General features: G+C 61.5%; 1 protein-coding gene (only partly in view). It reads left to right on the top strand.

The whole window is internal to a non-ribosomal peptide synthase/polyketide synthase gene (locus QMG46_RS16400) on the top strand: the coding sequence, 39,909 nt in all, runs 12,588 nt past the left edge and 12,826 nt past the right edge, and what appears here is coding positions 12,589–27,083, spanning codon 4,197 (complete) through codon 9,028 (partial); the first codon wholly inside the window starts at position 1. Both the start codon and the stop codon lie outside the window.

Here is a 14,495-nt window from a genome sequence, read left to right as displayed (position 1 = left end):
ATGGCCTTGGACACCATGTGTTCGTCGTCGCTGACGGCGATCCACCTGGCGTGCCAGAGCCTGCAACGCGGCGGCTGCGCCGTAGCGGTCGCCGGTGGCGTGAATGTGTCGGTGCATCCGAACAAGTACCTGATGCTGGCCCAGGGCAAGTTCATTTCCGGCAAGGGCCGCTGCGAGAGTTTTGGCGAAGGCGGCGAGGGCTATGTGCCCGGCGAGGGCGTGGGTGCGGTCTTGCTCAAGCCGCTGTCGCAGGCGATCGCCGATGGCGACCATATCTACGGGGTGATCAAAGCCACTGCGATCAATCATGGCGGCAAGACCAACGGCTACACGGTGCCAAACCCGAACGCACAGGCCAAGGTGATCGAGCGCGCATTGCGCGAAGGTGGTATCGACGCCCGGGCGGTGAGCTATATCGAAGCCCATGGCACCGGCACCAGCCTGGGCGACCCGATCGAGATTGCCGGGCTAAGCAAAGCATTTGGACAGTGGACGCAAGACAAGCAGTTCTGCGCGATCGGTTCGGCCAAGTCGAATATCGGGCACTGCGAAAGCGCAGCGGGTATTGCCGGCGTGACCAAGGTATTGCTGCAGATGAAGCACGGCCAGTTGGCGCCGAGCCTGCATTCGAGCGTGCTCAATCCGAACATCGACTTTGCCGGTACCCCCTTTGTGGTGCAGCAGGAGCTTGCTCCCTGGCCGAAGCCGACCCCAGAAAGCACACGCATTGCCGGCATCTCCTCGTTTGGTGCGGGCGGCGCCAACGCACATATCGTGATCGAGGAATATATTGCGCCGACAGCAAGGCCAGTTGCCTCGAACAACCCCGTTGCCGTCGTGTTGTCGGCCCGTGACGAGGATCGCTTGCGTGAGCAGGTGCATGCGTTGCGCTCATTCCTTGCGTCGCATGCCGAGTCGGGGATCGCACTGGTCGACCTGGCCTATACCTTGCAGGTCGGGCGCGAAGCCATGGAGGAGCGGTTGGGCCTGATGGTCGGCTCGCTGGCCGAGTTGAGCGAGAAACTGGATGCGTACGCCGCTGGCGAGACAAGCATCGAGGACGTGTATCGCGGACAGGTTCGGCGCAACAAGGAGACCCTCGCGGCCCTGGCCGGCGATGAAGACACGGCCGCGATGGCCGAGGCATGGGTGACCAAGGGCAAGCTCGGCAAGCTGATCGATCTTTGGGTCAAGGGTCTGACGTTCGATTGGCATCGACTGTATGGCGGCAATCGGCCCCGCCGCATCAGCCTGCCGACGTATCCGTTTGCTCGTGAGCGCTATTGGATAGAAGCATCCGTTTCGCATGCGGCAGGCCCAGCATCTGGCGGCACGCTTCATCCGCTTTTGCATCGCAATACATCGAGCTTTTCGTTGCAGCGTTTCAGCTCCCGCTTCAGCGGCGACGAGTTCTTTTTCGCCGATCACGTCGTGCGGGGTGTTCGCCTGCTGCCGGGCGTCGCGCAACTGGAGATGGTGCACCGCGCGGCCAGCGAGGCGATCGATGGGCATTGCGAACTACGGTTCAAAGATATCGCCTGGGTCCGGCCCGTGACGATCGGTGCCGATGGGCTCGATCTGCACATCGCGCTGGCACCAGGACAAGATGGCGACATTCATTTCGAGCTCTATCGCGAGGCATCGGAAGACGAGAATCTGATCTACAGTCAAGGCTCGTTGCTGGCGTTTGCAGATAGTGAGCCGCACACGACGGCGGTACACGATCTTGTCGTCCTGCGTCAGCAATGCAACCAATCCCATCTGGGTGCCGAGGAATGCTATGCGTTGTTCGAGCAGTCCGGCTTGCATTATGGCCCGGCTTTCCAGGGCCTGAGCGAGCTATTCGTGGGGCAGGATCAGGTCCTCGCACGAATCACGCTGCCGGCTGCAATGCGTATGGAAGGTTACGCATTGCATCCAAGCTTGCTGGACGCCGCATTGCAGGCTTCCATTGGCTTGGTGCGCACGGTTGACGATGCCAAACCTGCGTTGTTACTACCTGTGTCGCTGGCGTCGCTGGAAGTGCTCGCGCCTTGCGCCGCCAACATGTGGGCGATAGTTCGCCCTGGCTCCAGCCAGGCAACGGACGATCCGTTGCAATCGCTCGATATCGATCTTTGCGATGAAGCCGGCACAGTATGTGTGCGCTTTACCCGGCTTGGACTGAGAGCATCAACGGCAATCGTCGATCCCGCCACCGCCTGGCAAACCCTGCTGGCAAGTCCCGTGTGGGAAGCCCTGCCTGCCGCGAACGGTCGCGCCGTGGACTATGCGGGGCATCTGGTGCTGTCGTGTGGCGTCGATGCGATAGATACGGAACGTATGCCGGGAGCTGCCTGCCTGACGCTCGCCGTGGACCAGGACCTGGCGCAATGCTACGAATCGGCAGCCAATCAGTTGCTGCAGCAGGTTCAGGCACTGAACTCTCAACCGGGACGCCATCTGATCCAGCTGCTTGTGCCGAACCAGGGCACCGCACAGCTTATGGCAGGCCTGAGCGGCATGCTGCGTACGGCGCAGCTGGAAAATCCGCTCATTGTCGGACAGCTCGTTCGTATCGAGCCTGGCCAGGACGCAGTACAGGCGCTACTTGAGAACCGGAACACGGGCGCGTCGGACGTGCGTTACGTGGAGGGCCATCGCCAGGTAAGCGGTTGGGCCGAACTGGCCGCTTCGAGCGACGCAGGCTCGCCTTGGAAAGCGCGCGGTGTATATCTGATTACCGGCGGAGCCGGTGGCCTGGGCTTGATCTTTGCGCGCGAGATCGCGCAGTGCGCCACAGGCGCAACGCTGATCCTGACGGGACGCTCGGCGTTGACGCAAGCAACGCAGATCAAGCTGAGCGAGCTTGAATCACTGGGCGCGACGGTCCAGTACCGTCAGCTCGACGTGAGCGACCGCGATGCCGTGATGCAATTGATTGGCAGCATTGTCCGGACATTCGGTGGATTGCAGGGCATCGTCCATAGCGCCGGCGTCCTGCGCGACAGCTTTATCATCAGGAAGACCCCGGAAGAGCTGCACGCGGTATTGCGCGCCAAGGTCGCCGGCACGCTTCATCTGGATGAGGCGAGTCAGGATCTGGCGCTCGATTGCTTTGTTTGCTTCTCGTCGGTTGCCAGTGCACTCGGCAACGTAGGGCAGGCCGATTACGCCGCGGCGAACGGGTTCATGGATGCCTTCGCGCACTACCGGGACGCGCTTGTGTCCCAGGGTTTGCGTCGCGGACGCACGCTGTCGATCAATTGGCCGCTGTGGGAAGAAGGCGGCATGCAAGTCCCGGCCAGTACGCGCCAGTATTTGCTGGACGAGATCGGCATGGTGCCGTTGCGCAATGCCAGTGGTTGCGCGGCATTGGTGCAGGCCTTGTCGAGCGGACTGCCGCAGGTGCTGGTCGCCGAAGGCAAGCTGGAGCAATTGAAGACCTCGCTGTTGAAAGAGCAGCCGACGACATCACCGAACGTTGTTGTCGCGTCGGAGCATGTGGCGCCGGTCGTCGAGGACATGCGCGATAAGACGGTCCGTCACCTGGTGCGTCTGTTGTCGGGCACGCTCAAGTTGCCGGCACAAAGAATCGATGCGAATGTGCCGCTGGAGGTCTATGGCATCGATTCCGTCATGGTATTGGACCTGACGATCAAGCTGGAAAAGACATTCGGCGCATTATCGAAGACGTTGTTCTACGAGTATCAAAGCATCGCGTCGCTGGCCGACTATTTCCTGCAAAGTCATCATGCCGAACTGGTGAGTCTGCTTGGCGACAAATCCATCGGCGTCACGCCCACTGCCGTGGAAAGGCCACATAACGATGTGGTGTCGGCGTCGATCCTGCGCCGTCGCTCGGGCTTTGATCTGCGTCGTGCCTCTTCAGGAGCCAGTGAGATTGCGATTATTGGCTTGGCGGGGCGTTATCCGCAGGCTGCCAATCTCGAACAGTTCTGGGCCAACCTGAGCCAGGGCAAGGACAGTATTACCGAGGTTCCGTCAGAACGTTGGGACCACGAGCTCTACTATGACGCCGATCGCAGCAAGACCGGCAAGACGTACAGCAAGTGGGGCGGTTTTATCGACGGCGTCGATCTGTTCGATCCGCTGTTCTTTAATATCTCGCCGCGCGAAGCGGAGCTGATGGACCCGCAGGAGCGGCTGTTCCTGGAGTGCGTGCATGCCACGCTGGAGGATGCCGGCTACACCCGCGATAACGTGGCCGAAGAAGGTGGCGTTGGCGTATTTGTCGGTGTGATGTATGAGGAGTACCAGCTCTACGGGGCGCAGGAGCAGGCGCAAGGAAGGCAGCTCGCCATTGCCGGCAGTCCTGCGTCGATTGCCAATCGCATTTCCTATTTCTGCAACTTCCATGGACCCAGCCTGGCGCTGGATACCATGTGCTCGTCGTCGCTGACGGCGATCCATCTGGCGTGCCGAAGCCTGCAGCGCGGCGACTGCACCGTGGCGGTCGCCGGTGGCGTGAACGTGTCGGTGCATCCGAACAAGTACCTGATGCTGGCCCAGGGCAAGTTCATTTCCGGCAAGGGCCGCTGCGAGAGTTTCGGTGAAGGTGGCGAAGGCTATGTGCCGGGCGAAGGTGTGGGCGCAGTGCTGCTTAAGCCGCTGTCGCAAGCGATTGCCGATGGCGATCATATCTACGGGGTGATCAAGGCCACCGCCATCAACCACGGCGGCAAGACCAACGGCTACACGGTGCCGAACCCCCATGCTCAGGCCAAGGTGATCGAGCGAGCCTTGCGCGAGGGTGGCGTGGACGCGCGTTCGATCAGTTACATCGAAGCGCATGGCACTGGCACCAGCCTGGGCGATCCGATCGAGATTGCCGGATTGTCCAAGGCGTTTCGGGGCTGGACGCAGGACACGCAGTTCTGCGCGATCGGTTCGGCCAAGTCGAATATCGGCCATTGCGAGAGCGCGGCTGGTATTGCCGGCGTGACCAAGGTGCTGTTGCAGCTCAAGCACGGCCAGTTAGCGCCGAGCCTGCATTCGAGTGTGCTCAATCCGAACATCGACTTTGCCGCGACTCCCTTTGTGGTGCAGCAGGAGCTCGCACCGTGGCCAAGGCCATCGCGAGAAGGCGCACGCATTGCCGGGATTTCCTCGTTCGGTGCGGGTGGTGCCAACGCGCATATTGTTATCGAGGAGTATGTTGCCCCCGCGGCGCCGCAGCTGGCGACAGGGCCGGCCCTGATCGTGCTGTCGGCACGCCATGAAGACCGGCTCCGCGAGCAGGTGCTGCAGCTGCTGGATGCCATCGCATCGGATAATGCCATCGATCTGGCCGACCTTGCCTACACACTGCAGGTCGGGCGCGAAGCGATGGAAGAACGACTCGCCCTGGTGGTTGGCTCGCTGGCCGAACTGCGCGAGAAGTTGAGCGCTTATGCCACGGGCGAGCCGATCGTCGACGATCTCTATCGTGGCCGGGTCAAGCGCAACAAGGAGACCCTGGACGCTTTGGCGGGTGACGATGATATTGGCGCCGCGGTCGGGGCATGGGTTACCAAGGGCAAGTTTGGCAAGTTGCTCGACCTGTGGGTCAAAGGTCTCGCATTCGATTGGCGGCGGCTGTATGGGGCAAGCCAACCGCGGCGCATCAGCTTGCCTACCTATCCCTTTGCGCGTGAGCGCTACTGGATTCAAGCCGGAACGACTCAATCCAGGCCATCCTTCGGCGCGGATGTAGCGCTGCATCCACTGGTGCAGCGGAACACGTCGGACATGGCGGGTTTGCGTTTCAGCACCCGCTTGAGCGGCAACGAGTTCTTTTTGACCGACCACGTAGTGCAAGGGGATCGTGTGCTGCCGGGCGTGGCGCAACTGGAAATGGCGCGCTGCGCGGCTAGCGAAGTGGCTGGAGAAACAGCGCGGATCGAACTGACGGATGTGGTGTGGGTGCGCCCTGTCATGGTCGGTGGCGACGGCCTGTTGCTGCATATCGCACTGCATCCCGACGAAACCGGAGGCGCCCATTTCGAAATCTATAGCGAAGGCGAGAACGGCGAAATCCGGGTTTACAGCCAGGGTGCAATCTTGATCCACGCCGTGGATGGTTCGGATACCGCCTTGACGCGCGATCTGATTGCGCTGCGTGAGCAATGCACTCGGGCGCATTCGGATGCCCCAGCTTGCTACACGGCGTTCGAGCAGATGGGCCTGCATTATGGCCCGGCCTTCCGGGGTTTGAACGAGTTGTTCGTGGGACAGGATCAGGTCCTGGCACGCATCGCGCTGCCGGCTGCGGCACCCACGACCGGTTACACGCTGCACCCGAGCTTGCTCGACGCCGCGCTGCAGGCGACATGGGGCTTTCAGATGGGCAGTGCATCGCCGACCCTGATGCTGCCTTTTGCACTGGGATCCCTGGAGATACTGGCGCCGTGCGCGTCTAGCATGTGGGCGCTCGTGCAGCGCAGTGTTGGCAGCAAGGCAGGCGATGCGGTGCAGCGGCTCGATATCGATCTATGCGATGAGCACGGCAAGGTATGCGTGCGTTTCAAGCAGTTCAGCCTGAGGCCGCTGACGACTGGGCTCACGCAGGAAGAACCGCAGACCGGAACTCGCTCGGCCATCTCGAACGAGGCGATCCAGACCTTGCTGCTGCAACCGCAATGGAGCACGCAGCCAGCTGCATCCAGTGGTTTTACGACGAGTGATTTCACTCGCCAGCAGGTGATGTTGTGCGGCTTGGATGCGGCGGCCGCCGAGCTCGTGCGAGCGAGTTTCCCTGGCACGACTTGCGTAGCCCTTGATGCGGACCAGGATGTGGCCCGGAGCTACGAAGCTGCAGCCGGCACGTTGCTGGAACAGATCCAGTTGCTCAACGGACAGCCCGGCAAGCATCTGATCCAGGTCGTCGTACCCGGGTACGGCGAAGGTCAGCTCATGGCCGGGCTGAGCGGGATGTTGCGTACGGCACAGCTGGAAAATCCGCGCATTGTCGGTCAGATGATCCGCGTCCAGGCCGATCAGAACGTGGCGCAGGCGTTGCTTGAAAACCGCGATGCCGGTTCGCTGCACCTGCGTTACGTCGATGGTGAACGCCAGGTTGCCGGTTGGGCCGAGCAGACGGAGGTAGGTGCTGCAGGCTCACCTTGGAAGGCTCAGGGTGTCTATCTGATCACCGGCGGCGCCGGTGGCCTGGGGCTGATCTTTGCGCGCGAGATAGCGCGCCAGGCCAGGAACGCTGTGCTGATTCTTACCGGTCGCTCGCCGTTGAACGAAGGCATTCAAGCGCATATCCGTGAGCTCGAAACGCTCGGGGCGGTCGTGCGCTATCACACCGTCGACGTCAGCGATGCGACGGCACTCACTCAGCTGGTGCGGGGCATTCCGGAGGAGTTCGAAAGCCTGGACGGCATCATCCATAGCGCCGGCGTGGTGCGCGACAGCTTTATCGCGAAAAAGACGCCACAGCAATTGCATGAGGTGCTGAGCGCGAAGGTGGCCGGCACGTTGAATCTGGACGAAGCCAGTCGCGACATGGCACTGGACTGCTTTATCTGCTTCTCATCGATTGCCGGTGCGGTGGGCAATGTGGGGCAGGCGGACTATGCGGCAGCGAATGCCTTTATGGACGCCTTCGCACATTACCGTAGCGAACGGGTCGCCCAGGGCCAGCGTCATGGGCGCACGCTGTCGGTGAACTGGCCGTTGTGGGATGAGGGCGGCATGCAGGTGGATGCGGCCACACGCGCGATGCTGGTACAGCAGCTGGGGATGCACGCGTTGGCCAGCGACAATGGTGTGCTGGCGTTACGGCAGGCGATGGCGAGCGGGCAGAGCCAGCGGATGGTGATCGCCGGTGACGCCGATCGCATCCGGCAGGTTGTGTTGGGTAAATCCCCGCAGACTGTTGCCACGTATCCGGAGCCGTCTTCGGTAGAACGCGGCCTGCCGGAGTCATTGAAACAAGCCCTGGTGGCTATCGTTTCGTCCTTGATCAAGGTGAAGCCGGAGGACATCGACGGCGATACCACCTTGAGTGAATATGGTTTCGATTCGATCACGCTGACCGAGTTCGGTAATGCCATAAACCAGCAGTACAAGCTTGAACTCGCTCCAACCATCTTCTTCGAATATCCGACGCTCGACGGTCTGATCGAGTATCTGGAACGGGAACATCGGGCAGTATTGGCGCCGCAACTGGTTGCTGTAAAAGACGTTGCTCCGACGTCGCAGGCGCCTGCGCTCGAGCGCGCTCGCGTGCGAAGCAGGCTCAGCATGTCGCTGGCAAGTCGTAGCCAGGCGATCAGCGAGCCCATTGCGATCATCGGCATGAGCGGCCAGTTCCCGCAGGCGCGGGATATCGACGCTTTCTGGCGCAACCTGCACGAGGGCAAGGATTGCATCAGCGACATTCCGGCTGATCGCTGGGATTGGCGTGCGTGGTATGGCGACCCGACGCAGGAGGACAACAAGACCAACATCAAATGGGGCGGCTTTATCGAAGGCGTGGGCGAGTTCGATCCGATGTTCTTCGGCATCTCGCCGAAGGAAGCGGAGTTGATGGACCCGCAACAGCGTCTGATGATGATTCATGTCTGGAAGGCGCTAGAGGATGCCGGCTATGCCGGGAAGGCGTTGTCGGGCAGCGACACGGCGATCTATGTCGGCACCGGTGCGACCGGCTACGGCACCTTGCTCAACCACGCTCATCGCGGTGGCGAGGCGTATGCCTCGACCGGTGGCGTGCCTTCGGTCGGCCCCAATCGCATCAGCTATCTGTTCAATTGGCATGGGCCGAGCGAGCCGGTAGAGACAGCGTGCTCCAGCTCGCTGATTGCGTTGAAGCGCGGTGTGGCCGCAATTCACAACGGCGAGTCGTCGCTCTCTGTCGTCGGTGGTGTTAACACTATCGTGACACCCGAGGCGCATATCAGCTTCAGCAAGGCAGGCATGCTGAGCGAAGACGGTCGCTGCAAGACGTTCTCCAGCGAAGCCAACGGCTACGTGCGCGGCGAAGGCGTCGCGATGCTGGTGTTGAAGAAACTCTCCCACGCCGAGCGCGACGGCGATCATATCTACGGCCTGATACGCGGTACCGCAGAGAATCATGGCGGACGCGCCAATTCGTTGACCGCACCCAATCCGAAAGCGCAGGCCGCGGTCATTCGGCATGCCTATCAGCAGGCCGGCATCGATCCGCGGACCGTCACGTATATCGAAGCCCACGGTACCGGTACGCCATTGGGCGATCCGGTGGAAATCAACGGCCTGAAGGCGGCGTTCAAGGAGCTCTACGCGGCCACGGGGCCGGATGAGGTCGTGGCGCCCCATTGCGGCCTGGGTTCGGTCAAGACCAATATCGGTCATCTGGAGCTGGCTGCGGGCGTGGCGGGCGTCATCAAGGTGCTGCTGCAGATGAAGCACCGGACGCTGGTAAAGAGCCTGCACAGCGATACGCTCAATCCGTATATCGATCTGAAGGGCAGCCCCTTTTATGTGGTGCAGTCGGCGCGCGAATGGGCGGCGGCGCGCGATGCCCACGGGCAACCCCTGCCACGTCGTGCCGGCGTGAGCTCATTCGGCTTTGGTGGCGTGAATGCGCACGTCGTGCTGGAGGAATATGTTCCGTCGGCGGCGGCACCCTCAGCGACCACCGGGCCGGTCGCGGTGGTGCTGTCGGCGCGCAACGAAGAACGCTTGCATGAACAGGTGCAGCAACTGCTGAGTGTAGTGTCGGCCCCGCAAGCGGCGTCGGAGATGGCATTGGCCGATCTGGCCTATACGTTGCAAATCGGCCGTGAGGCCATGGAAGAGCGTCTGGGTTTCGTCGCCGACTCGATCGACGTGTTACGCGACAAGCTGGCCGGCTTTCTCGCCGGTAACGTAGCCACGCTTTATCGCGGACAGGCAGGACGCGACAAGACCGGCAGCGATACGGCTGCTGCCATTGTCCAAGCGATCGAGAGAAACGAGATTGACGCGCTACTGGGCCTATGGGCCGAGGGGCATGACATCGATTGGCTTGCGCTCTATCGCAAGGACAAGCCACGCCGTATCAGTCTCCCGAGTTATCCGTTTGCGCGTGAGCACCACTGGGTGTCGGGCAACGAGCCCCCGGCACGCGTCAGCTCCATGGAAGGCGGCATGCAGCCGCTTCACCCGCTGGTGCATCGCAATACGTCAGACCTGGCAGTCCAGCGTTTCAGCAGCCGCTTCCATGGTGGGGAATTTTTCCTCGCCGATCACCGTGTGCAAGGGGCGTCGGTACTGCCGGGAGTCGCTCAGCTTGAGATGGCACTCTATGCCGCACGCGAAGCTATCCAAGGAGATGGCCGCCTGTCGCTGAGCAAAGTCGCATGGGCGCGACCTGCGACAGTGGGGGCGGGCGGGCTCGCCATGCATGTGACGCTTTATCCCGAACACGATGGGACGGTGCGCTATGAAATCTACAGTGCCGGTGAAGATGGGCATACCGTGTACGGGCAGGGAAATGTCATCGCCCAAGCGGAGGCCGCAAACGCTGAAGATCGCCACGATCTGGCCGCATTGCGCGAGCAGTGCACCGTGTCTTATCTCAGTGCAGAGCGGTGCTATGCCGTATTCGAGCAAAGTGGTCTGCACTACGGGCCGAGCTTCCGTAGCCTGAAGGACATATTTGTCGGCGAGGGGATGGTCCTTGCCAGGATTGCGTTGCCTGCTGCGATGGCTTCGTCGCTGAATCACTATGTCATGCATCCGAGCCTGCTCGATGCGGCATTACAGGCATCCCTGGGCTTTCAGATGCGACCCGGAGCGGGCGAGGTCTCTCTGGCATTGCCCTTCGCGCTCGATACGCTGGACGTCTTGGGCCGTTGCACGAACGAGATGTGGGCCGTCGTACGGTATAGCGATCGCACGGCTTTCAGCGATGCCGTGCAGAAGCTCGATATCGATCTATGCGATTCAACCGGCGCTGTCTGTGTGCGCATGAAGCAATTCAGTGTACGCAGCTTCAATCCTCGCCCGATACGCGGAACGCATAAGGATCGTACGAACGCGGATATGGCCGAACTGGAAGGCACGCCCACAACCGGTCACCAGCAAGTGGAGCAGACAGTGGCGATCGTCCAGTCTGCCGTGGAGGGCAGTCAGTTGCTGCGCGAGAAGAGCATTGAACAACTCAGGAAACTGATCGGTAAGAGCGCCAAGCTTCCGGCGGATAGTATCGATGCCAGGACCAATTTCGAGAAATACGGTATCGACTCGATCCTCGTCCTGGAGCTGACTAACGCATTGCGCGCTGCGCTTGGCGTCGACAGCATCGGCTCGACACTGTTCTTCGAACACCAGACGATCGAGAGCCTGGTTGAGCATTTCATGCAGACCGAAGCCGAAGCCCTGATGCGCTGGACGGGTATGGGCATAGCCGCTGTGCGTGCAGCTGCTCCTGCTGTTGCGGCCCCTGTCGTGTCGCAACCAGAGCAATCGCGGGCGACAGTGCTCGCGCCGGGAGCAACCCGAATCTGTGCCGTCTCCAGGGTCGCCCCCACGGTGACGGCAGCCCCGGCGCCGACGCCGCCCTTCGACGTGGCCATCGTCGGCCTGTCAGGGCGCTACCCGGGGGCGGCCAATGTCGACCAGTTCTGGGAAAACCTAGCAGCCGGACGGAACTGCATTTCGGAGATTCCACCGGAGCGCTGGGACAACAGCCGGTTCTTCGACGCGCAAAAGCATCAGCCCGGCAAGACCTATACCCGTTGGGCCGGCCTGCTCGATGACGTCGACAGCTTCGATCGCCTGTTTTTCAATATCACGCCACGCGAAGCGCAGCTGATTGGTCCGCAAGAGCGGCTGTTCATGCAGGAGGTGCACGCGAGCATCGAGGACGCCGGCTACACCGCGGCAAATGTGAGCCGGAGCAGAAAGGTCGGCTTGTTCGTTGGCGTCATGAACGAACATTACCCGACAGGCGTGCGTTTCTGGTCGATCGCCAATCGCGTCTCCTACCTGTTCGATTTCCAGGGGCCGAGCATGGCGATCGATACCGCCTGCTCCTCGTCGTTGACTGCGGTGCATCTGGCCATTGAAAGCTTGCGTAGCGGCGATAGCGAGGTTGCCATTGCCGGTGGCGTGAACCTGATTGTCGCGCCTGCCCATCTGATCGACCTGTCGTTGATGACGATGTTGTCCAGTGGCGACCAATGCAAGTCGTTTGCCGCCGACGGCGACGGTTTCGTGGACAGCGAAGCCGTCGGCGCGCTCGTGCTCAAACCGCTGCACCAGGCCGTTGCGGACGGCGACCATATCTATGGCGTTATCAAGGGGAGTGCCGTCAATTCGGGTGGCAAGACGCACAGCTACATGGTGCCCAACCCCAACATGCAGGCGCAGCTGATAAGCGATGCCTTGCGACGCGCAGGCGTCGACGCGCGCACCGTCAGCTATGTGGAAGCGCAGGGCACGGGCAGCAACCTTGGCGATCCAATCGAGATCGCCGGCTTGTCCAAGGCATTTCGACACTGGACATCGGACAAGCAGTTCTGCGCTATCGGGTCGGCCAAGTCGAATGTGGGTCACAGCGAGAGTGCCAGCGGCTTCGTGGCGATCAGCAAGGTATTGATGCAGATGAAGCATCGGACCTTGGCGCCGAGCCTGCATGCTGGCTCGCTCAACCCGAATATCAAGTTCGCCGATACGCCATTTGTGGTGCAGCAGACCTTGGCACCTTGGCCGCGCCCGATGCTGGAACGCGATGGACAATTGCAGGAAATCCCGAGAATCGCCGGGGTGTCCTCGTTCGGAGCGGGCGGGGCGAATGCCCATGTGGTGATCGAGGAATATATCCCGTTCATCGACGTGGACGAGGCCGCGGAGCGTGCGGGCCCGGGTCAGGCCGTGATCGTTCTGTCGGCCCGCGACAAGGAACGGCTGCAAGAGCAAGTGCGGCGCTTACTGGATGCCATTGCGCCGGCACGTGTCGGCGATCTGGCGCTGGCCGACGTCGCCTACACCTTGCAGATCGGGCGTGAAGCCATGGAGGAGCGACTCGCGCTGCTGGTCGATTCGCTCGACGACTTGCGGCACAAGTTGGCTGCCATCGCCGGTGATACCGAAGTAGAGGGCATGTATCGCGGACAGGCCAGGCGCAGCGCCTTGTCGATCTTGTCGGACGACGAGGATATGAGCCTGACCATCCAGGCCTGGGTTGCGAAAGGCAAGTTCGGCAAACTGCTGGACCTATGGGTCAAGGGCTTCACTTTCGATTGGAACATGCTCTATGGCGCCGAAGGCCGGCGCCCCAATCGCGTCAGTCTGCCCACCTATCCCTTTGCGCGGGAGCGTTATTGGACCGACGTTCGTTATCCGGATAATCCGGGTGCGCTCAGCGAGGCGGGGTTCTCGGCGCGATCGACGGAGCCTTTCCCCTCGGTCACATCGACAACGCCGGTAGCGGCTTCGTCAGAAACTGGCAATCCCGAGCAGGTGATGACCAGGATCTGGCAAGACCTGTTTGGCCGTCCATCCATAGATGCGGACGACAATTTCTTCGATATCGGTGGCCACTCCTTGCTGGCAACGCAGCTAGCCTCCCGGGTACGTACCGAATTTGGTGTCGAGATAGCGGTCGATGTCATCTTTGAGGCGCCGACGGTGGCGTTGCTCACCGGGAAAGTCCAGTCTCTCGCCGCGTTGCCCGTCATGGCGAGCGAACGGAACGCGCCATCGGCGATACAGCCCATCCTGCGCAATGCGCCGCTGCCGCTGTCGTTTGCGCAGCAACGCCTATGGTTCCTCGATCATTACGAAGCGCAGCCCTGGGTCTATAACATCCCTGCCGCCGTGCGACTGACCGGGCGGCTCGATGTAGATGCGCTGTCCCGTACGCTCAACGACATCGTGCGTCGTCACGAGGCATTGCGTACCTCCTTTGCCACATTCGGCGACGAGCCGGTACAGGTGATCGCGGCCGATTCCTCGTTGTTACTTGATGTCGTCGACCTGAGCGGCCTTGCCGCCGAGGAGCGTGAGGTACAGGCGCGCCTGCATCTCTGGAACGAGGCGCGTGCGCCTTTCAACCTCGCGAACGGTCCGTTGATTCGTTGCGGCTTGCTTCGCCTTGCCGATAACGAGCATGTCCTTCTTCTGACCATTCATCACATCGTGTCGGATGGCTGGTCCATGGGGTTGGTGGTTCGTGAAGTGGCCGCCTTGTATCCGGCCTTTATGCAAGGGCGTTCCTCGCCATTGCCCGAGCTGCCCATTCAATACGCAGACTTTGCCCATTGGCAGCGGCAATGGCTGGGCAGCGGTGTACTGGAACGGCAACTGGGTTATTGGAAGCAGCAGCTTGCCGGTAGCCCAACCTTGCTGGCCCTGCCCACCGACCGGCCGCGACCGTCATTGCCCAGTCGCAGTGGCGCAACGCTGTCGTTCATGGTCCCGGCGGCATTGGTGGCTGATCTGCAGACGCTTGGGCATCGGACCCAAAGTACGCTGTTCATGACCTTGAACGCAGCCTTCAGCGTGCTGCTGGCTCGTTATACCGGGCAGGACGATAT

The sequence above is a fragment of the Dyella sp. GSA-30 genome (genome assembly GCF_027924605.1).
GTDB lineage: Bacteria > Pseudomonadota > Gammaproteobacteria > Xanthomonadales > Rhodanobacteraceae > GSA-30.
The sequence above is the reverse complement of the archived record's forward strand: the minus strand, read 5'-3'. Positions and strand labels throughout refer to the sequence as shown.